Raw genomic sequence first — 19,683 nt, forward strand, 5'->3', positions numbered from 1 at the left:
CGATCGGATCACGGCGTGTTGCTCTCACAGATCTTCGCCGTGCTCGGGGTCGCGTCGGTGACGACCGGCTCGCTCGGGTGCGCGAGCCGGAGCGTGGGGGAAGGGGACACTTTGAGTGACGCGGATGGCTCGAGCTCCGAGAGTGGGCCCAGCACCAGCGAGAGCGAGTCGAGCGGCGACGCCTCAAACACCAGCGACGACGGGAGCAAGTGGGACATCGCCCCGTTCCCCGATGATCCCGATGGCCGGGTGATCGACTGCGACCCACCGCTGACGCTGATCAGTGATCCAAAATTTGTCCAGCCGCCCGAGTGCATGGTCGAGTTCCAGCAGAGCGCATCCATTTGCTTCTACCCGCCGGACGGCACCTCCTGCGAGACCCACCCCTACGACAATGATTGCCTGCTCGACGCCTACGGCTGCGGGTTCATCGACGTCGGTAACGAGGTCGTGTGTGGGCCGTTCACGCTCGATGATGGCGCGTGTTGCTACGTCGTCGTGGGGGACTGCGCGGTCGGGCGGCCGTTCATGGTCGATGGCGTGGCCAGGCTCGCGGCGGTCGAGCGTGGGCGTGGATGGGCCCTGGCAGCGCAGCGGATCCCGAGCCTGATCCCGAGCCTGACCCCGAGCCTGATCTCGAGCCTGATCTCGAGCATGGTAGGTCTGGACGCCGCCGACCGGGCCGCGCTCGCGCAGCTGTGGTCGCGCGCCGGTCAGGCCGAGCACGCGTCGGTCGCCTCGTTTGCTCGCTTCTCACTGCAGCTCGCCGCGCTCGGGGCCCCGGCGCGGCTGCTCGCGGCCAGCGGTCAGGCGGCGAGCGACGAGCTGCGCCATGCGTTGATCTGCTTCGAGCTGGCCAGCGCCTACGCGGGCGCAGCTCTCCAGCCAGGCGCGCTCGACGTGCGCGCGAGCCTGCCCGCGCTCGATCCAGTGGCGATCGCGGTGAGCGTCGCCAGCGAGGGCTGCGTGGCCGAGACGGTGTCTGCGGCGCTGCTGACCCACGCGCGGGATCGCTGCCAGGTCCCGGCCGTGCGCGAGCAACTCACGCGGATGATCGCCGAGGAGCGCCGCCATGTGGTCCTGGCCTGGGAGGCGCTGGCGTGGATGCTCGATCGCGGCGACGCGCGCATGCGGGCGGCCGTCGCCAACGTCTTCGCCCGGCCCGAGCGACACGTCGGGATCGGAGCGACCAGCTCGCTGCCGCATGATCCGTCGAGGGTCGCGGCGCATGGCTACCTCGCGGCCAACGAGCGCCGCGAGCTTGCGAGCGCGGCGCTGACCGAGCTGGTCCGACCCTGCGCCGCCGTGCTGTGCTCGAGCCCCGCGGGTCTCAGCGCTGCCTGATCGTGGTCGCCAGCCGCTTGACCCGCTGATCGCTGTCTTCGGCGAGGGTCGCGAGCGGGGCCAGGGAGCCGGCGAACCCAGGATCGATCCGATCGATCGCGCGGAGCGCCTGCAGCCTGACCTCGGGGTTCGCGTTGGCCAGCAGATCGACGAGCTCGTGCTTGGCCGCGTCGACCCGCAGCACCCCGAGCGTGCGCGCCGTGTCAGCGCAGACCTTGGTGTCTCGATCTTGCAGCAGCGCGACGAGGCTGTCGGCGAGCTGGGCACCATCTTTGCGATCCGCGAGGGTGCGGGCTGCCGCGGCGCGGACCGCTGGCTCGGCGTCGTGGAGCGCGGCCTCGAGCCCGAGGTGGGCGTCGGCGGACGGCGCCTGGCGGCCGAGCGTGCCGACCAACATCTCGCGGACGCGGGCGTCGGACTCGGTGGTGAGCAGCTCCGAGACCGGGGCGGCGTACTGGCCCCGGGTGCGGCCGATCGCCTCGGCGAGGGCAGCCCGAACCTCGGGGGCGTCGTCGCCACTGCGCAGCCGCTCGATCAGGATCGGCGCGGCCTCGGGTGTGTTGATGACCGGATCGGTGATCCGCAGCCAGCCGGCCCGGGTTTTTTGTGGCTGCAACGCCATGATCTGGTCGTGCAGTGAGCCCTGGCCCGAGGCGCTCGCCGGGTTGGCGGGCGAGCCGACGGCGTCGTCGGCGGGCAGCGGGACGGGATCGATCGACGACGCGCGAGGCTCGACGGAGTCCGGCTCACCGCCGGGGTCGCAGGCCGTCAGCGCGGTCACCGACGCGAGGCCGCAGATGGCCACGAGGACAAGATTGAACGTGAGAGCGTGCTTCGACATGTGCTTGATCTCTTTGGGTAGTCGTGACTAGTCGAGCAGGTGGGTGGCGACTTCCCACCAGTTGGCGATCGGCGTGCGCAGCACGTTGGTGCCGCAGTGAACCTCGCCAAGCGCGACGTGGTAGGTGTTCCAGTCGTCGACGAAGATCGACTCGATCCCGTCGGGCATCGACGCGGCGAACGACGAGACGAGCGGGTCACTGGCCTGATCGTCGTTGTTGGCGCGCAAGAAGGGATCAGGGATGAACAGCTTGGTCGGCTCGCCCTCGACGTTGGCGACGATCAGGTTGGCCATGCCGGGGATCAGCGCGACCACGGCCCCGCCGCAGCCGTTGACTGGCTCGAAGATGCTCGGGACGCTGATGATGTCGCTGTCGTCGAGCGCGAACTCTTGCTTGAACTGGTTCCAGATCGGGTTGAGGTAGTCGTCGCGGACGTCGTCGTTGAGCGCGCGCAGGTTCGCGTCATCGACGATGTCCCCGACCGTGGCGAACCCGTGGTCCGCCGCGTAGCGGGGCAGCGCCGTGCTCGGATCCATGCTCTCGAGCAGCGCGTAGCCAGCGTCGATGTCGCCGAGCAGCACCTTGAAGCCCTTCGCCGAGCTCGGGTCGGGCACGAACGAGGCGAACTCGTCGACGTGACCGACACACAGCCAGGTGGTGTCGATCTCGACCGGCGCCTGCACGGTCTGGGCGTGCAGGAAGTCCGCGAGCACGTCGTTGATGCCCCACTGCGGGGTCTTACCAAAGTAGATCCGGCCAAACGGATACTCGATGCCGTCGACCGTGATCGGCGGCGTGGCCTCTAGGTTGCCGAACGAGTCGAAGCTGGTCTCGGTCCCAGGCACCCCCCAGGTCTGCTTGAAGATGTTGGGCTGGACGATCTGGTTGGGGAACGAGTTGAGCCCGCGGTCGCGGATCGAGTCGATGATGATGTTGATCCGGTTGGTGGGCGTGACCTGGGTCGCGAACTCGATCTCGTCCTGGATCCACACGTCGTAGCCGACGGTGTTGCCGGCGACTGGCGAGAACTTGTCGCCCAGCGCCGTCGCGTAGCTGTTGATCATGGCGCTGTTGGTGCCGACGTCGACCACCCACAGGTGCTCGGCCGGCTGCAGGTGATGGTTCATGATCAGCGGGGCCGAGCGGACCACGACCTCGTCGGTTGCGACGATCTCGCCGTCGGCGTCGAGGTGGTTGATCGTGAGCGTGTACCCGTGGTTGAAGCCGTCGAACTCGACGCTGAAGTGCTCGTCCTCGCTGCCGGGCGTGAACACGTAGGTGGTGCGGACTTCGCTGACGTCGTGGCCGAGCACCGGGCTGTTGCCGTGCCAGAACCGCACGAACTCCGGCTGCTCGCCCGCCAGCACCAGCTCGACTTGATCCCCCTCGGCGAAGCCGGTGAAGGAGTCTGCGGGCATGACCCAGTCGACCACGTCGTCGTCGGTGTCGACGGGGACCTCGAGCCAGTCACGCTTGCCGCTGATGTCGTCGTCGTCCGAATTGCTGGCGCCCAGCACGTCGTCGAACTCCCAGGGGCCGAGCTCGCCGCCGGTCTCTTCGGTCCCCGTGTCGCCCGGATCGGTCTCGCCCGCCTCGCCCAGGTCGTCTTTTTCGTCGCCTTTGCAGCCGGTGAGCGACAGGGGAACGATGACGCCGGCGAGCGAGAGCGCCGCGACGCACCTCGCTAGCGAAGCCCGCCTCAATCGCGCGCCAGTGGGGAGAGTCATGGGCCAGGTCGCTACACGCATCACCCGGATGGTAGCGATTCACCGCGGGACGACAAAGCATTAACGGGGTGACCGCCGCGGATCGCTCGTGTGGTCGCGCGCGCATGTGGGTGCGCGTCTGGAACCCCGTGTGGTCATGACGAGCCGTCGAGCTCCGCGGGACACAGCTGCGGCGCGGCCCCCAGCGCGTACCTTCGAGCTGGCGCGGACGACTGGTTTGTCGCTGCACGCAGCTCGACCTCACCGGTCTTGGGTAGCCACTCGATCTCGAGCCCAGTCGAGCTGAGGTCCGCGGCCTCACCACCGATCGTTGCAATGCTGGCCGTCGAGGCCCGATTGAGCCCGATCAGCCAGCGCGGGCTCCCACTTTGCAACATCAAGACGCCGAGTCGATCGACCGACCAGCTGAGCTCGACCTCAGCGCCAGGATCGATCGCGCGACCCTGGACGGACCACTCGATCACCAGCTCGGGGAGGCCACCTGGGGCCAGCTGCTCGGTCCGCAGCTGCAGCTTGGCCAGCGCTTCGTCGGCGTAGCTGGCCCCAGGGTGATCGACCCAGGTCAGCTCGCCGCTGTACCAGACGCCGTCGAGCACCGCGTTGAGCACGAAGATCTCCCTGGCCCCGCCGAGGCCAGGCTCGAGATACGAGAACACCGAGATCTCGACTCCGCCGTCGAGCTCGAGGTCGTCGACCGTGGCGGCGCCGGACTCACGCGCGCGCGGGCCAGCGACCGCGCGCGTGGTCTCGTACGCGCAGGCCGAAGCGGCTCGCCCGGGCTCGCGCGTGCGCAAGTACGCGGGGCACAGCTGCGCGGGCGCGGGCCCGTGGCGGGTCCACCCGCACGCGGTGTGGCTGATGACCTCCGTTCCGCCCGTCAGCGCGACCAGTCGGGCGGCGACGGACTCGTCGGGGCGGATCGCCAAGCTGTCGGTGTAGCGCTCGCTGGCGACCGGCACGTCGGCGCGGGCCTCCGCGACCCGGCCCAGCTCGTAGAGCACCGCGGCGCGGGTGTCGGGATCCCGGGCGTGGTGCAGCGCCCGATCGAGCACGTGCTCGGCCTCTGCGAGCTGATGCGCGTCGAAGTGAGCCCAACCGAGGGCGCGCAAGATCGTGGCGTCGGTCGGACTGATCGCGGCGGCCGCCTGTAATTGCCCGATGCCCGTCGCGAGATCGATCGCTTCAATTGCGGCGCGGCCGGCGTTGAGGTGGGTCTCCACAGCTGCGTGCGCGCGCGCGAGTTGATCGTCGCTCAGCGGCTCGAAGCTGTTGGGTGCCAGGGCCTCGGCGACCGGGGAGGGCGCGGGGGCGGAGCTGTCCAGTGCCTGACTCTCCGACACCGCTGCCGCACGATCGGCCGGCGCCGCTTGCTCGCGCTCGGGCACGGTCGACCCACCACACCCAGCTCCTGACGCCGCGCAGGTGGTGAGCGAGACCACGACGGCAGCCCGGACAGTCGACGCGCGCACGCGCCATGGTGGCATGGCTTGACAGCCACCGCACCAGCCAAGACAAGCGAGCCATGGACCCCCGCGTTCCGCCGCTCATGCCAGTCGTCCCCGTGCGCGAGGGCTATGACCAATGGGCCCCACATTACGACGAATACGACAACGCGGTCATCGCCCTCGAGCAGCCGATCTCGACCCGCTTGATCGGCGAGGTCGCGGGTGCCCGGGTGCTCGACGTCGGCTGCGGAACGGGACGCCACGCGCTGCGCATGGTCGAGCAGGGCGCCGAGGTGACCGGCGTCGACTTCTCGACCGGGATGCTCGATGTGCTGCGCGCCAAGCTGCGTCACCCAGAGGCCCTGACGCTGATCGAGCACGACATCAGCGGCGGGCTGCCCACGCCGGATCAGGGCTTCGACCTGGTCTTGTGCTGCCTGGTGCTCGAGCACCTGCCGCGGCTCGACCTGATGCTCGCCGAGCTCGCGCGGGTGTGCCGGCCCGGCGGTCGCGTGGTGATCGCCGACTTTCACCCGGAGATGTTTCGGCGGGGGCTGCACGCACGATTTCGTCCGGGCGCGAACGCGGAGAAGCTGCAGATCCAGGGCATCGATCACACGATCTCGGACTACGTCATGGCCACGCTCGGCGCGGGCCTGACGATCGTCGAGATCGCCGAGCACCTGATGGACGCCGACACGGCCGCTCGCTCGCCGAGCGCGAGCAAGTACATCGGCGAGCCGATGCTGCTCACCCTGGCTTGTCGTCGAACCAGCTAACTAGCTCGTCACGCAGCTGACGCTTGAGGAACTTGCCCGTGGCCCCGCGCGGGATCTCCTCGCGGACCACGTAGCCGTCGGGGAGCCACCACTTCTCGAAGCGCTCGGCCAGGTAGGCCGTGAGCGCGGCCTCGTCGAGCTGCTTGCCAGGCTTGGCCACGACCACCGCGATCGGTCGCTCGGTCCACTTGGGGTGGGGGACGGCCACGACCGCAGCCTCGGCGACGTCGGCGTGGCCCATCAGCGCGTTCTCCAGCGCGACGGAGCTTATCCACTCGCCGCCCGACTTGACGAGATCCTTGGTGCGATCCGTGATCTGCATGTAGCCGTCGGCGTCGATCGTCACCACGTCACCGGTGCGAAACCACCCGTCTTCGGTCCACTTGTCCGCTGCCTCGACGCCCCCGTGGTATCCCGCCGCGACCCACGGTCCGCGGACCTGCAGCTCGCCGATCTTCTCGCCGTCCCACGCGACCTCGCGGCCCTGGTCGTCGACGACGCGCATCTCGACGAACGGCGGCGCGATCCCTTGCTTGGCCCGGATCTTCAGCTGTTCGGCCGCGGGCAGCTGTGCGTGCTTGGGCTGCAAGCGCGCGACCGAGCCGAGCGGCGTGGTCTCGGTCATGCCCCACGCGTGGATCACCTGCATGCCCAGCTCGTCCATCGCCGCGATCATGGACTCGGGCGCAGCGGAGCCGCCCACGACCATGCGCAGGTTGGGCTGCAGCTGCCACTTTCCGGGGTCCTGCGCGACGAGCTTCATGATCCCCATCCAGATCGTCGGGACCCCCGCGCTCACGTTGACGCGCTCCTTGGCCCACAGATCCAGCAGCGCGTCGGGTTGAAGATGCGGGCCCGGGTGGACCTGCTTGGCGCCGACCATGGTCGCCGTGAACGGCAAGCCCCACGCGTTGACGTGAAACATGGGCACGACCGGACACAAGCTGTCGCGCACCGACAGATCGAGCGAGTCGGGCAGCGCCGAGGCCAAGCTGTGCAGGACCGTCGCGCGGTGGCTGTAGACGACGCCCTTGGGCCGACCGGTGGTGCCGGACGTGTAGCACATGCCGATCGGATCGTTCTCGTTGGCTGGCGGCGGCGTCCAGTCTGCCGGGGCGCCCGCGCCGATCAGGCCCTCGTATTCGTGCAGACCCTCGGGGACCAGCTGGTCGGTCCAGCGGACCACGAAGATCCGCTCGAACGGGGGCCGGCCGCCAAACTTGGCGAGCAGCGGCAGCAGCACGTCGTCGATCACCAGGTAGCGATCGCCGGCGTCGGACACGATGTGGGCCAGGTCTTCCGGGGACAATCGCAGGTTGAGCGTGTGGTACACGCCGCCCGCCATGGGTACGCCGAAGTACACCTCCATGTGGGCGTGGTGGTTCCACATCAAGGTTGCGACGCGGTCGCCTGGTTGCAGGCCGGCGGTGAGCAGGCCGTGGGCGAGCGCGCGCGAGCGGGCGTGCAGATCGGCGTAGGTGTGGCGGATCAGCGAGCGGTCCGGGGCCTGGCTGACGATCTCGACCTCACCAAACAGCTTGGCCGCGCGCGCGATCAAGTGGTTGGTCGTCAGCGGGTAGTTCATCATCGTGGCGTGCATGTGGGCTCCGGGACGGACATGATGCCACGGGCGCTCACGGTTCCGGGACGACGCAGACGCCGACGTCCTGGTATTGCTGCGGCGCCATCCCTTCCTCGAAGAACTCGCTGCACTCGGTCCCCGGCTGCGCGCACTCCGGCTCACTGAGACTGCAAAAGGCGCCGCAGCAGGCGACGCTCTCGCAGTCGGGGATCGCCTCGCCGCTCACGCAGATCAAGCCGGGACTGCAGGTGCCCATCGTGTCGCAGGGCTGACCGAGCGCGTTGTCTTGCATGGTCAGCAAGCAATTGTACTCCGCGTTGGCCCAGTAGCAGCCGTACCCGTCCGGGCACGCTTGCATGAGCGGATCGCAGGTCTCGAGGCACAGGGCGATCGAGCCCCCGTTGGCGATGACGCAGGAGGTGTCGAGCGGGCAGCTCGGAGCGTCGGACGTGCCCTGACAAAAGTCCGTGCACACGCCGGTGTTGTCCTCCATCACGTCCCAACAAAACGAGTCGACGCCGCAGTCGTCGGTCCCCTCGAGGATGCCGCCCGACACACATGGCTCGCCAGCTTGGCCGTTCCCCGTGACCGGCACGCAGTGGTTGTCGTCCCACATGCCGCCGTTGCTCGCGTACGGGACACACTTCTCGCCCTCCGGGCAGTCCTGTTGAAAGGTATCGCAGTCGGAGACCGAAGCGAGGTCGTTGTCGGCGCCAGCATAGAAGCTGAGGCTCGTGTCGAAGGTGTCGCTCGCCGAGTCGGAGGTGTCGCCAGCGGTCGAGCTGGTCGAGTCGGTGTCGCTGGAGTCGGTCGTCGTGGTGGTGCCGTCGTCGGAGCTGCCGCTGGTGGTGTCGTCGGAGCTACCGTCGGCGCGGTTGTCCTTGGCGCAGGCGTTGGCGCCCAGCATCGTCGCGGCCGCCAGCACGAACGCACCCACGCTCGAGCGCAGGGACCCCAACCCGGATGCCATCGCTGCGTCCTCCGAGCCGACGGCGCGCTGCTCGGTGGCGCAAAACGGACAGACGCGGTCGGCCTCGTGCAGGTGACGCTTACATCCAGAGCAGGGGAACATAATCTTATAAAACAACAAAACTATCGGAAATTCAAGCCGAAGACTAACTTTAATATGCTCGGGACCTGCTATGGTCGGCCAATGCGCACCCGTGCTCTCGTGTTGGCTTGTGCGTGTCTCGGCCTCGCTTGCTCGAGCACGGAGGCGACGCCTGCGGGGCTGCTCGCCGAGGTCGACCTGCGCGGCCACCTGCCCGAGGGCGCGCCGCCAGTGCCGAGCGAGCTCGACGAGCACGCGGCCAGCTTCGAGGTCTGCTTCGTCGACGATGCACCCTTCGATCCCGTTGGGCTTCAGATCGTCTGGCACAGCTACCCCGGCGAGGGTGGGGACGCGTACATCGTCGACTACGCCGTGTCGCTGACCGAGCCCTCGAAGGGGGCCGTGGTCACGGTTGTGGTGCCGGACGAGCCGGGGTCGGAGATCGGCAGCATCAACCTCACCCCGGGGGCGCCGTGGATGGAGGTGGCGTTGGTCGTGGTCCGGTGCGAGCGCGAGGTGCTCGTGTTCCCGCGCAAGTACAAGCAATCCCTGCTCGACCAGGTGCAGATCGTGGCCGACGGTACGGTTCGCTAGCGTTGGCAAGCCGGCGTGACAGGTCGACGGCGTCGGGGCTATGCTCCCGAACCATGCCTCGACTGTCTGCCCGCATCCGCACGCTCGCGCTCGCGCTGGTCCTCACGGCGCCTCTGGCCGCGTGCGCCCAGCAGCTGACCGCCGAGACCGAGCACGTCAAAGGCACCGACTTCTCGCAGTACCAGACCTATCGCTGGATCACCGATGACCTGGTGCTGATCCAGTCGGGCACGGGCAACGAGAACATCCGCAATGTCGAGAACGAGAAGCGGATCCGCGCCGCGGTCGAGCGCGAGCTCGAGGCCAAGGGGCTGAAGAAGGCGACCGGTGACGAGGCTCAGCTGGTGTTCGCGTTCACGGTCGGGACCAAGGTCCGCTACCAGATCCAAGGCGGCGTGACTGGCCTCGACCTCGTCGCGGGTGAGGCCGCTAGCGTCACCCGCGGGACCTTGAGCCTGTACGCGTTCGACCCGGCCAGCAACGTGCAGGTCTGGTCCGGGTGGACCACCAAGGACCTCGAGCCGGGCGAGGATCCAGACGCGGTGATCAACGCGGCCGTGTCGGTGGTGATGAACGAGTTTCCGCCGAAGTCGTAGACGCGTAGACGCGCCGACTGGTGTCCAGCGGCGCGTCAGGAGTGGGCGTCAAGGAGCGTCGGTGACGGACGCTCGCCCAACCGGAGAGGCGCGAGCCTCAGCTGCCGAGGGCCTTGTCGAGCTCGGCGGCGACCGCCGCGGCGTCGGTCGCGTTGCCGACCCGCGTGCCGTTGATGAACATGGTCGGCGTACCCTCCACGAACACCTCCTGGCCGAGCGCGAGCTCGTCGTCGACGGCCTGCTTGTAGGTGCCGTCATCGAGCGCAGCCTTGAAGGCCTTCATGTCCAGGCCGATCTCCTCTGCGTACTTCTCGAGGTCCTCGCGGCCGAGCGCCTTTTGATTGGCGAACAGCTTGTCGTGGAACTCCCAGAACTTGCCCTGCGCGTGGGCGGCCAGCGAAGCCTGGGCCGCGAGGTGAGCCTGCTGGTGGAAGCTGAGCGGGAACTGCCGGAACACGAAGCGCACGCGATCGCCGTGCGACTTCTTGAGCTCGGTGAAGGCGGTCGCCGCCGCGCTGCAGTACGGGCATTGAAAGTCGGAGAACTCGACGATCGTGACCTTCGCGTCCGCGGGCCCGTAGCTCGGGACCTCGCCCGCGGCGATCTTCGCGATGGCCTCGGCCGGGAGCGGCTTGTTCTTGGCCTCCATGCGCTGCAGATCGGCGAGGACCTTGTCGTACTCCCCCGTCATCTGGTCGCACTGCTCGGCCGGCATGTTCGGCGCCTGGTCCTTGACCATCTTGCAGGTCTGCGTGTCGACCCCGAGATCCTTGCACAGCCGATCGGTCAGCTCCGCGCAGGCCTTGCCAGCGTCGGCCAGCTTCTGCGTGGTGTAGGCGAAGTCGGCGAGCCCAGCCGCGCAGGCCTTGGGCGAGAGCAGGGTCGTCGCCTTGGTCACCGACGCGCAGGTCGGATTCTGGGCGCCCACTGCATCGCAGACCTGCTTGGCAAAGGTCGCGCACGAGTCGGTGGCCCCGGCGCCCTCGGCGGGTGCACCCTCGGCGGGCGCACCCTCGGCCGCGACGCCAGCTTCCTGAGCGCCTGCCTTCGTCGACCCGGCGGGCGGGGGCGCATCGCAAGCGAGGAGCGGGAGCCCAACGAGGGCGAACAGCATCGAGAAAGCGTTGACTTTCATCGGCGCACGATGGGCGAGGGCCGAACGGGTGTCAACTGAGCCGGCGCCACGTTGGCGTTGGCGTCCAGATGTCGCGGTATCTCCGCTTTTTCGACCACCGCAGCCATGGTTTGCGGCGCCAGACTCGACCGAGCGCAGTGAGCCGGCGCGGCCGGGGCCGGCGTTCCCGACGTGGCCCACCGGCGCAAACTCGGGCACGCTCGCGGCGTGGCGCGGGATCCATTGAAGCAGCTGCGAACGATCATCGAGGCGCTCCCGGAGACCTCGGAGAAGCTCTCGCACGGCGCACCCACCTGGTGGGGTGGGAAGAAGACCTTCGCCGTGTTTCACACCGGGAGCTATGACGAGGGCCGCCGCGCGGTGTGGATCAAGGCGCCCGAGGGGGCCCAAGCGGCGCTGATCAGCGCCGACCCGGAGCGCTTTTATCGTCCGAAGTACATGGGCCCGAGCGGGTGGGTGGCGATGCGGCTCGAGGGTGAGGTCGACTGGGCGGAGGTCCGCGTGCTGCTGCTCGATGGTTATCGCATGGTCGCGCCCAAGCGGGCGCTCGCGCAGCTGGATAGTGACTCGTAGTTGCGCGGTGTCTGTGGGGCGCGTGCGCAGGTCACAGTCGCCAGTAGGAGAACCCCGCCTGCTCGGCGGCCGCGCGCGGGTAGATCGCCTGCACGTCGACCAGCGTGGGCGCGGCCCGGCACAGCTCGCGCAGGCTGCTCAGCGCCAACCCCCGGTGCTCGCGATGACCAACCGTGGCCACAATCCCGTCCACGTTGCGAACCTGGGCGAGCGGGGTCAGGCTCAGCCCATACTCGCGCTCGACCTCGAGTGGATCCGCGAGCGGATCACACAGGACCACCTCGACCCCGTGATCGGCCAATTCGCGGGCGACCTCGCGGACCCGGCTATTACGTAGATCCGCCACGTCCGGCTTGAAGGTCACGCCCAGCAACACGACCCGGGCCTGGGCCACGTTCTTGCCCGCGGCGATCAATCGCTTGACGGTGATCTGACCGACAAAGTGCCCCATCGAGTCGTTGACGCGCCGACCGGCCAGGATCACGTCGGGGTGATAGCCCAGCTTCTCGGCCATGTGGGTCAGATAGTAGGGGTCCACGCCAATGCAGTGTCCGCCGACCAACCCCGGGCGATAGTCGGCGAAGTTCCACTTGCTCGCGGCCGCGTCGATCACCGCGTGGGTCTCGATCCCGGCTCGCGCGAAGATCAGCGCGAGCTCGTTCATCAAGGCAATGTTGAGATCACGCTGGGTGTTCTCCAGCACCTTGGCGGCCTCGGCCACGCGAATGCTGGGGGCGCGATAGGTCCCGGCGCGGACGACCTTGCGATACATCGCGTCGACGATCTCCAGGGTCTCGGGGTCCTGCGCGGCGACGACCTTGACCACCGTCTCGAGCGAGTGCTCGAGGTCCCCGGGGTTGATGCGCTCGGGCGAGTAGGCGAGCTTGAAGTCCACCCCCGACACCAACCCAGAGGCCTGCGCGAGCGCGGGGGCGCAGACGTCCTCGGTCGCGCCCGGGTAGACCGTCGACTCGAACACGATCACGCTGCCCGGTCGCATGTGCGCGCCGACCAGCTCGGTCGCGGCCAGCAGCACCGAGAGATCGGGCCGCCGGGTGTCGTCGAGCGGGGTCGGGACCGCGATGATCACGATCTGCGCGGCGCTCAGACGCGTCGGCTCGGTCGTGAACTCGACCTCCGTGCCCGCGAACGCCCGCTCGCTCAGCTCGCAGCTGGGATCGCGGGCCTCGCGATAGGCGGCGATCCGGCGCTCGTCGATGTCGAATCCAATGACCCGACCGTGGCGCCCGAGCGCGAGCGCGAGCGGCAGGCCGACGTACCCAAGGCCGACGACGGCGACGGTTGGTGACTGCGGTTTGTTGGAGGCTTCTCGCATGGGGATCACGACAGCGCGGTGCTCGGCTGGGTCGGGCCAACTTCAGGCGTGGGCGACTTGGGGCGCTGGCGCGTCAGCCAGCCCGACCGGTGCGCCGAGATCAGCGCGAAGGGGGTGATCCACGACAGGCAGACCACCGAGTACAGCGCATACGCAAACGCCCACTGGGCGCCGCGATGTGAGCGTGTGATCGTGAACACCGCTGCAGGCAGCGCGGCCGCGATCAGGGCCGCACCCAGCATCCACACGATCGAAGTGGGCGCCAGCACGATCACGAGCAGTGTGGGGATGAACGCCAGCGTCCCGGCGACCATGGCGAGCAGCGACAGCGACAGGTTCACCCGTGGACCGGCCTGGCCGCCCGCGCGAAACCGCCGGAACGCGAACCCGGCCATCACCAGGCTCTCACGCACGTTGCTGCGGGCCCAGCGGAGCAGCATCCGAGCCAGCTGCGCGGTCGTGGTCGGGACCTCGGTCAGCACGATCGCGTTAGCCTGAAACCGGACGTGGTGCCCGCGGCGCAGCACGTGATTGGTCATCGCTCGGTCCTCGCCGATCGCCGCGGGCGCACCAAGGAAGGTCTGGGTGATCCACTGCTCGCGGAATTGATCGATCAGCACCCGGCGATAAGCCGAGAGCGCACCCGGGCAACACATCACGGCGGCTACCTCGCTCTCGCTCGCGCGCATGAACTCGAACGCGTGGTTGAAGCTGACCTCGAGCATCCGGGCGATCGACCCGGCGTCGCGGTTGAGCACCCGGACGTTGCCGGCGACCGCCCCGACCCGCGGATCGACGACCAGCGGACTGACCAGATTGCGCAGGGTGTCAGACAACACCTCGGAGTCGCTGTCGACGGTCACGACGACGTCGCCGCGGGCGCGCACGAACCCTTCATAGAGTGCGTGGCGCTTGCCGCGATTGACCGGACAGTGGACCAGCTCAATTACATCGCCGAGCTGGGCCGCGGCGCGCTTCATCCATGTCCAGGTGTCGTCGCGGCTGCCGTCGTCGATTGCGATGATCTGGAGCTTCTCACGTGGATAGTCGCTACAGACCAGTGACACGAGCGAGCCGCGGACCTGCGCGCCCTCATTGTAGGCTGGCACCAGCACGGTCACGGTCGGGAGCTCCGCGTCGCTGACACTCGATGCTGGACGATAGCGGGCGACGAGCAACACCCGCCACAGCAGCACGGCGGTGGCCGCGATCGCGGTGACCTGGCCGATCACCAGGAGCAGCGGCCAGGTCTGCGCACCGGCCATCGCTTGCGCACCAAGCCACAACAGCGCCGTCTGACACGCGAGCGCGATCACGAGGATCGGCGCCAACATCCCCACGCGCGCGGTCGCAGTCTTGCCGCAGACACGGCGAATTCGTGGCTCGTGAGCGTCGGTGACAAGGCCAAAGTCGTGAGGGATCGGCGAGCGAGGTGACATTCGCCCCCGCCTGAGCAATGCATGTACCGAGCTGAATGTCCCTGCAATATCAACCAGTTGTTTCGCTTCGGCGGGGGCGGCGGCGCAATTGCCTGCGCTTCAACAGGGCATTCGTCCCGCTCGACGAATTTGTAGCGTCGCCAAAGCGGGGAATTTTTCCCCTGCGTTTTCGCCACGTCTCACCACAGTGGACGAAGTCTCGGGGGCCCGTATGCTCCGCCCGATTTGACGGAGCCACGCATCCCAAGGCGCCTGTGTCGCGTGCTCGTGGTCGACGACGAGCCCGCGATGCGCGAGGTCCTGCAAGCGCGAATCGAGCGTTGGGGCTTTCCCGTGCGCACCGCCGAGTCCGTGCACGCAGCGCGGGTGCTGACGGGGAGCTTCGACCCGCACTTGGTGATCTCGGATCTGGTGCTGCCCGACGCGACCGGGCTCGCGCTGCTCGAGCACTTGCGCGGTGATCGTCGCGACCGGACGATCCTGATGATCACGGCATATGGAACCATCGACATGGCCGTCCAGGCGATCAAGGGTGGCGCCACCGACTTCTTGACCAAGCCGCTCGACTACGTCGCGCTGCATCGCTTCATCACGGACATGGAGGGCCGCCTGCAGGCGAAGCTCTCGAGCGACGCGGACCAGCGCGAGGTGAACGTGGCTGGCATGGCTGGCATGGACGGCATGGTCGGCACCAGCCACGCGCTGCTGCGCATGCAGGCCCGGGTCCGGTCGGCGGCGTCGAGTGACGCGCCCGTGCTGATCGTGGGCGAGAGCGGCTCGGGCAAGGAGCTGGTCGCCCGCAGCCTGCACCAGCTCAGCGGCGCGCGGGCGCCCGGGCCGTTTGTCCCGGTCAACGCAGCGGCGATCCCCGAGGCGCTCGCCGAGGGGGAGCTGTTCGGGGTCGAGCGCGGGGCCTTCACGGGAGCCACGAGCGCGCGCATGGGCCTGTTCGAGCACGCCAACGGCGGCACGCTGTTCCTCGACGAGATCACCGAGATGCCGATCGCCCTGCAAGCCAAGCTGCTGCGCGTGCTCGAGGACGGCAACATCCGGCGGGTCGGCGCGCGCGCCCAGATCCGCTGTGACGTGCGCTTGATCGCGGCGACCAACCGCGATCCCGCGGCCGCCGTCGAGCTCGGCCACATGCGCCAAGATCTGCTGTATCGGCTCGACGTGCTGCGGATCGACGTGCCGCCGCTGCGCGAGCGCAAGGAGGATCTGCCAGCGCTCGCGGCTCACTTCCTCCGGGACTGCGCCGAGCGCTACGCCGCCCCAGCGCCGACGATCGAGCCCGACGCGCTCGCGCTGCTGCACGGCCACGACTGGCCCGGCAACATCCGCGAGCTTCGCAACGTGATCGAGCGGGCGTTTACCCGCGCCGATCAGGGGATGATCCGCGCCGCGCAGCTCGACCTCGACGGCTCGGGGCTCGACCTCGGCGTCGAGGTGCCTCGTGGGATCGTGCTGCCACACGGCGTGACCGCGGCCGAGGCCGAGCGGATCGTGATCCTCGAGACCCTCAAGATCACGGGCAACAACAAGGCCGAGGCGGCGCGGCGGCTGGGGCTCGACGTCAAGACCGTCCGCAACAAGCTCAAGACCTTCGACAGTGAGGGCTCATCCCCATGAGACTCTCGACGCGGTTTGGGATCAGCGTGGCCCTGGCCGTGCTCCCGCTGCTGGGCGTTGTCGCGTTCAGCGTCGATCGCATTCACGAACTCGCGCGCAGCAATGAGCGGCTCACGACCCGGCGATTGGTCGACGCCCGGGTCGGGGCCGAGGTCATCACCCGACTCGAGACCCTCGGCGAGTACCGCCACAAGTACGCGATCAGCCAAGACGTCGGCTATGCCCACAAGATCGAGGAGGTCGCGGCCAGCATTGGCGCCGAGCTCGAGCGGCTCGCGGGCGCCGATCTCTCGGGGTCCGAGCGGCGCGCGCTCGAGCGGCTGCAGGGCGCCTGGTCGAGCTTCGTGGCCCGGGGTCCCACGTCGTCGGCGGCGCTCGAGCCCGAGGCCCTCGTCGAGCTCGCCCGCGACGTGCAACGCAGCGCCCGCGAGCGCGCTGACCTCGAGGCGTCCGTGGCCCTGACCCTGCGCGAGCAGACCGGCGTCACCGCGGTGTGGGTCCCGGCGTCGGCGATCATCCTCAGCTTGGTGTTGATCATCCTGGCGATCCACTCGCTGCGCGCCCGCCTGGATCAGTTCATCGTGGGGACCCGCGCGGTGTCGCAGGGCGAGTTCTCGGTCCAGCTCGACGCCAGCGGCGACGATGAGCTCGGCCTGGCGGCGCGGGCGTTCAATCGGATGGTCAAGAGCCTCGAGCAGCTCGAGCAGATCAAGGCCGACTTCATCGCCAGCGTCTCGCACGAGCTGCGCACGCCGATCGTTGCGATGCTCGAGACCAACCTGCTGCTGCTCGACGAGGTCCCAGGGCCGCTGACGAGCAAGCAGCGAACCATGCTCACGCTCAACACCCAGGCGGCCCAGCGGCTGTCCGCGATGATCTCCGAGCTGCTCGACCTCCACCGGCTGCGGACGGGGATTCGCTATGACTTCAGCGAGCATGATCTCGTCGAGCTCGCGAGCGTGGCCGTGCACGAGCTCGAGGCGTGGGCCAGCGAGCGATCGATCGGGGTTCGCGTGCAGGCTGTCGACGCGTCGATCACCCTGGCGTGCGATCGCGATCGAACGATTCAGGTGATCCAGAACCTGATCGAGAACGGCCTCAAGTACACGCCGTCCGGCGGAGAGATCGAGGTCTGGGTTCGACGCTGCCCGACCGCTGCGCTCCCGGCCGAGCTCGACCCACGCAGCGAGCTGCCCGAGCACGCGCTGCTGAGCGTGGTCGACTCGGGGCCTGGCATTCCGCACGCTGATCGTCGGCGGGTGTTCGAGAAGTTCTTTCGCCGCCAGGGGCGATCGTCGGACGGCGGCGTCGGGCTTGGCCTCGCGCTGTGCCGGGAGATCGTCGAGGCGCACGTCGGCGCGATCGCAGTCGGCGACAGCCCGCTCGGGGGCGCGGCGGTGCACGTGGCCCTGCCGATCGACGGAGGTGTTCGATGAGGGTGGGGGCCGCAGCTTTGTTGGGGCTGGTGCTGATCCTGGTGGCCGGGGCTTGCCATCCGCCGCCTACCCCCGTGCTCGCCCCCGCGGCCGCTGAGCCGACGCTCGAGCAGCTGTACACCGAGGGGCGCCACGGCGAGGTCGTGCTGCTGGCCACGGCGATCATCGACGAACACCCCGGGCGCAGGGAAACCGTGGCCCACGCCCGGTTCTTTCGAGCGATGAGCTGGCTCGCGCAGGATCGTCGGATCGAGCGAGCGCGCGGCGAACTCGAGCTGCGCGCGCTCGAGCTCGACTACGCCGACTGCGTGTGGGGGCAGATCGCCGGAGCCTACGCGAGCAAGCTGTTCCGCGTGGATGCACTGCAATCGGCGCTGCTCGAGCTCACCCTCGAGCTGCGCGAGCTCGAGGGGCAGATCAGCACGCTCGAGCACGAGCTCGCCGAGGTCGAGGCCAACGGCGAGCAGCGCGACGCCAAGCTGGCGGCCGTCGAGCGAGAGCGGGACCAGCTGCGCGCCCAGCTGGACGCCGCGCAGGCGGGCGCGAAGCTGGCCGAGAGCCGGATCGTGGCGCTCGAGGAAGAACTCGCCGCGCTGAAGCAGGTCGACATGCAGCGCGAGCCATGAGTCATGAGCCGCAATACACAGTCCACCTCGCGTGGCCGTGCGCGAGGGCGGGGCATCCATGATCCACCCATGATTAAAATAGCGAGCAGGGACCCGGTCGCCCGGGTCCCGCACAGCTGTGAGAGCGCTCGAGCGCTAACCGTTCGAGCCGCAGTAGCGGTACGAGCAGGACAGGGTGTCGGGCAGGTTGTACAGATAGAAGTCGCCACAGTTGACGACGTCGATCTCCCAGGTCTGCCAGCAGTCGCCGGGTGACCAGTCGAAGCAGACGGTCGCCTGGACGATACCCTGATCGACCGTCGGATGCGGATCGTCGAGCCACCCGGCGGCGTGGGTGCCACACGAATAGTCGCCGGGCGCCGCGGTCGCCATCTGGCTACCGGCCGCGCCGATGTAGCGGTACCAGCCCGGGCCGGCCCAGTCGGGCGCGAGGTTGCCTGCGCCGTTGCGATCGCAGCGCACGGTCACGCCGTTGTCGTTGAAGCTCTCGATTCGCTGGGCCGAGTCGAACTCGTTGTAGGCCTGGAGGCACTGGGGGTTGACCTCGAGCTCACACATCGCGTCGCAGCCGTCCATTGGGTTGTTGTTGCCGTCGTCGCAGGTCTCCTGGCCGTCGTAGACGAAGCCGTCGCCGCACACGGCGTCGGTGCACGAGGTCGGGCAGGCGTCGCTGTCGACGTCGTTGGCGTCGTCGCACTCCTCGACGCCCTCTTGGATGTAGCCGTCGCCGCAGCTGGCCGCCGCGCAGGTGTCGGTGCAGTCGTCGGTGTTCACGTCGTTGGCGTCGTCGCAGGCCTCGACCCCGGCGTGGACGTAGCCGTCGCCGCAGCTCGCGACCTGACAGCCCGCGCAGTCGTCGGTGTTGTCGTCGTTGCCGTCGTCACAGGCCTCGTTGCCTTGGATCATGCCGTCGCCACACGACCCTGCCATGCAGTTGGTGTTGCAGCCGTCGGTGTCGTCGTCGTTGCCGTCGTCGCACATCTCGACGCCCTCGTGGACGATGCCGTCGCCGCAGACCGCGGTCGTGCACGCGTTCGTGCAGTCGTCACCCTCGCTGGGGTTGCCGTCGTCGCACTCTTCGACGCCCTCGTTGATCAAGCCGTCGCCGCACACGTTTTCGAGGCAGGCGGAGGTACACCCGTCGTTGTCGTTGGGGTTGCCGTCGTCACACTGCTCGTCGCCCTCGACGACGCCATCGCCACAGGTGCCGCCAGCGGTGGGGTCGCCGTCGCCGTCGCCGGGGTCGCCGTCGCCGTCGCCCGTGGGATCGCCGTCGCCATCGCCCGTGGGATCGCCGTCGCCGTCGCCCGTGGGATCGCCGTCGCCGTCGCCGGTCTCGGTTGCCTGGGTCGTGAAGGTCGTCGTGGCACCGGGAGCGTCATCGGTGCATGCGAGCAAGAAAATCGAACAAGAGACGAGCGTGAGCGGAAGCTTCTGTGTCATCCGCCCACCCTACGCAACTGAGGTGATCTTGCCGAATGATTTTGTGCGTCCCCGCAGTGCGGCGAGCGATAACCAACATTAGGCAGAGCTGCGATTGGCGACGGTC

At 68.6% G+C, this 19,683-nt stretch carries 17 protein-coding genes; 8 read left to right on the top strand and 9 right to left on the bottom strand.

Annotation, left to right across the window (positions count from 1 at the left end):
• The first annotated feature begins 15 nt into the window (after positions 1-15).
• The gene (locus tag ENSA7_RS22630) at positions 16-1,344 is read left to right on the top strand and encodes a hypothetical protein (RefSeq protein ID WP_106091409.1); all 1,329 of its coding nucleotides are present in this window, start codon (positions 16-18) and stop codon (positions 1,342-1,344) included.
• Here ENSA7_RS22630 and ENSA7_RS22635 read toward each other — a convergent pair.
• The 3 genes from ENSA7_RS22635 to ENSA7_RS22650 form a co-directional block, all read right to left on the bottom strand.
• Positions 1,331-2,185: a HEAT repeat domain-containing protein gene (locus ENSA7_RS22635; RefSeq protein WP_106091410.1), complete on the bottom strand. Its 855-nt coding sequence runs from the start codon at positions 2,183-2,185 to the stop codon at positions 1,331-1,333. The genes ENSA7_RS22630 and ENSA7_RS22635 overlap by 14 nt on opposite strands.
• Positions 2,186-2,212: 27 nt before the next feature.
• A complete protein-coding gene (locus ENSA7_RS22640; RefSeq protein WP_181234010.1) occupies positions 2,213-3,913 on the bottom strand; it encodes a protein-arginine deiminase family protein in 1,701 nt (566 codons plus the stop codon).
• 134 nt (positions 3,914-4,047) lie between these two features.
• A complete protein-coding gene (locus ENSA7_RS22650; protein ID WP_146158017.1) occupies positions 4,048-5,382 on the bottom strand; it encodes a hypothetical protein in 1,335 nt (444 codons plus the stop codon).
• Positions 5,383-5,435: 53 nt separating this feature from the next.
• On the opposite strand from ENSA7_RS22650, the gene ENSA7_RS22655 reads away from it, so the two are divergent.
• On the top strand, positions 5,436-6,137 hold the full coding sequence (locus ENSA7_RS22655) for a class I SAM-dependent methyltransferase (RefSeq protein ID WP_181234011.1): 702 nt from the start codon (positions 5,436-5,438) through the stop codon (positions 6,135-6,137).
• Here ENSA7_RS22655 and ENSA7_RS22660 read toward each other — a convergent pair.
• Positions 6,109-7,737, bottom strand: a complete 1,629-nt coding sequence (locus tag ENSA7_RS22660; protein ID WP_106091415.1) for a long-chain fatty acid--CoA ligase — start codon at positions 7,735-7,737, stop codon at positions 6,109-6,111. The genes ENSA7_RS22655 and ENSA7_RS22660 overlap by 29 nt on opposite strands.
• A gap of 34 nt (positions 7,738-7,771) precedes the next feature.
• The gene (locus ENSA7_RS22665) at positions 7,772-8,689 is read right to left on the bottom strand and encodes a ribulose phosphate epimerase (protein WP_146158018.1); all 918 of its coding nucleotides are present in this window, start codon (positions 8,687-8,689) and stop codon (positions 7,772-7,774) included.
• 183 nt (positions 8,690-8,872) lie between these two features.
• Between ENSA7_RS22665 and ENSA7_RS22670 the strand changes: the two genes are divergently transcribed.
• Entirely contained in the window at positions 8,873-9,364 is a 492-nt protein-coding gene (locus tag ENSA7_RS22670) for a hypothetical protein (RefSeq protein WP_106091417.1), read from the top strand.
• A 53-nt stretch (positions 9,365-9,417) separates the two neighbouring features.
• Positions 9,418-9,960, top strand: a complete 543-nt coding sequence (locus ENSA7_RS22675) for a DUF4136 domain-containing protein (protein ID WP_106091418.1) — start codon at positions 9,418-9,420, stop codon at positions 9,958-9,960.
• 97 nt (positions 9,961-10,057) lie between these two features.
• On the opposite strand, the gene ENSA7_RS22680 is transcribed toward ENSA7_RS22675, so the two are convergent.
• Complete coding sequence (locus ENSA7_RS22680) at positions 10,058-11,095, bottom strand: DsbA family protein (protein ID WP_106091419.1); 1,038 nt, start codon at positions 11,093-11,095, stop codon at positions 10,058-10,060.
• A 207-nt stretch (positions 11,096-11,302) separates the two neighbouring features.
• On the opposite strand from ENSA7_RS22680, the gene ENSA7_RS22685 reads away from it, so the two are divergent.
• Positions 11,303-11,668, top strand: a complete 366-nt coding sequence (locus tag ENSA7_RS22685) for an MmcQ/YjbR family DNA-binding protein (protein ID WP_106091420.1) — start codon at positions 11,303-11,305, stop codon at positions 11,666-11,668.
• A gap of 31 nt (positions 11,669-11,699) precedes the next feature.
• On the opposite strand, the gene ENSA7_RS22690 is transcribed toward ENSA7_RS22685, so the two are convergent.
• Positions 11,700-13,004, bottom strand: coding sequence for a nucleotide sugar dehydrogenase (locus ENSA7_RS22690; protein ID WP_106091479.1), 1,305 nt, complete (start codon positions 13,002-13,004; stop codon positions 11,700-11,702).
• Positions 13,005-13,009: 5 nt separating this feature from the next.
• The gene (locus ENSA7_RS22695; protein WP_106091421.1) at positions 13,010-14,443 is read right to left on the bottom strand and encodes a glycosyltransferase family 2 protein; all 1,434 of its coding nucleotides are present in this window, start codon (positions 14,441-14,443) and stop codon (positions 13,010-13,012) included.
• A gap of 225 nt (positions 14,444-14,668) precedes the next feature.
• On the opposite strand from ENSA7_RS22695, the gene ENSA7_RS22700 reads away from it, so the two are divergent.
• The 3 genes from ENSA7_RS22700 to ENSA7_RS22710 are packed head-to-tail and all read left to right on the top strand — an operon-like array spanning position 14,669 to position 18,134.
• Entirely contained in the window at positions 14,669-16,072 is a 1,404-nt protein-coding gene (locus ENSA7_RS22700; RefSeq protein ID WP_146158019.1) for a sigma-54-dependent transcriptional regulator, read from the top strand.
• Positions 16,069-17,508 carry a HAMP domain-containing sensor histidine kinase gene (locus tag ENSA7_RS22705; RefSeq protein WP_106091423.1) on the top strand — a complete coding sequence of 480 codons (1,440 nt, stop codon included), beginning with the start codon at positions 16,069-16,071 and terminating at the stop codon, positions 17,506-17,508. Before ENSA7_RS22700 ends, ENSA7_RS22705 begins: the two co-directional genes overlap by 4 nt.
• Positions 17,505-18,134, top strand: a complete 630-nt coding sequence (locus tag ENSA7_RS22710) for a hypothetical protein (RefSeq protein WP_146158020.1) — start codon at positions 17,505-17,507, stop codon at positions 18,132-18,134. Before ENSA7_RS22705 ends, ENSA7_RS22710 begins: the two co-directional genes overlap by 4 nt.
• Positions 18,135-18,269: 135 nt before the next feature.
• Here the strand turns inward: ENSA7_RS22710 and ENSA7_RS22715 are convergent, their stop codons facing one another.
• Positions 18,270-19,577, bottom strand: coding sequence for a DUF4215 domain-containing protein (locus tag ENSA7_RS22715; RefSeq protein ID WP_106091425.1), 1,308 nt, complete (start codon positions 19,575-19,577; stop codon positions 18,270-18,272).
• Positions 19,578-19,683 lie beyond the last annotated feature (106 nt).

Origin of the sequence: Enhygromyxa salina (genome assembly GCF_002994635.1) — a bacterium.
Classification (GTDB): Bacteria; Myxococcota_A; Polyangia; order Nannocystales; family Nannocystaceae; genus Plesiocystis; species Plesiocystis salina_B.

Excerpts from the sequence above, each read along its gene's own strand:
- ENSA7_RS22635 (WP_106091410.1), bottom strand. The coding sequence starts at position 2,185 with ATGTCGAAGCACGCTCTCACGTTCAATCTTGTCCTCGTGGCCATCTGC.
- ENSA7_RS22640 (WP_181234010.1), bottom strand. The coding sequence starts at position 3,913 with ATGACTCTCCCCACTGGCGCGCGATTGAGGCGGGCTTCGCTAGCGAGG.
- ENSA7_RS22655 (WP_181234011.1), top strand. The coding sequence starts at position 5,436 with ATGGACCCCCGCGTTCCGCCGCTCATGCCAGTCGTCCCCGTGCGCGAG.
- ENSA7_RS22660 (WP_106091415.1), bottom strand. The coding sequence starts at position 7,737 with ATGCACGCCACGATGATGAACTACCCGCTGACGACCAACCACTTGATC.
- ENSA7_RS22665 (WP_146158018.1), bottom strand. The coding sequence starts at position 8,689 with ATGGCATCCGGGTTGGGGTCCCTGCGCTCGAGCGTGGGTGCGTTCGTG.
- ENSA7_RS22670 (WP_106091417.1), top strand. The coding sequence starts at position 8,873 with ATGCGCACCCGTGCTCTCGTGTTGGCTTGTGCGTGTCTCGGCCTCGCT.
- ENSA7_RS22675 (WP_106091418.1), top strand. The coding sequence starts at position 9,418 with ATGCCTCGACTGTCTGCCCGCATCCGCACGCTCGCGCTCGCGCTGGTC.
- ENSA7_RS22680 (WP_106091419.1), bottom strand. The coding sequence starts at position 11,095 with ATGAAAGTCAACGCTTTCTCGATGCTGTTCGCCCTCGTTGGGCTCCCG.
- ENSA7_RS22690 (WP_106091479.1), bottom strand. The coding sequence starts at position 13,004 with ATGCGAGAAGCCTCCAACAAACCGCAGTCACCAACCGTCGCCGTCGTC.
- ENSA7_RS22695 (WP_106091421.1), bottom strand. The coding sequence starts at position 14,443 with ATGTCACCTCGCTCGCCGATCCCTCACGACTTTGGCCTTGTCACCGAC.
- ENSA7_RS22705 (WP_106091423.1), top strand. The coding sequence starts at position 16,069 with ATGAGACTCTCGACGCGGTTTGGGATCAGCGTGGCCCTGGCCGTGCTC.
- ENSA7_RS22710 (WP_146158020.1), top strand. The coding sequence starts at position 17,505 with ATGAGGGTGGGGGCCGCAGCTTTGTTGGGGCTGGTGCTGATCCTGGTG.
- ENSA7_RS22715 (WP_106091425.1), bottom strand. The coding sequence starts at position 19,577 with ATGACACAGAAGCTTCCGCTCACGCTCGTCTCTTGTTCGATTTTCTTG.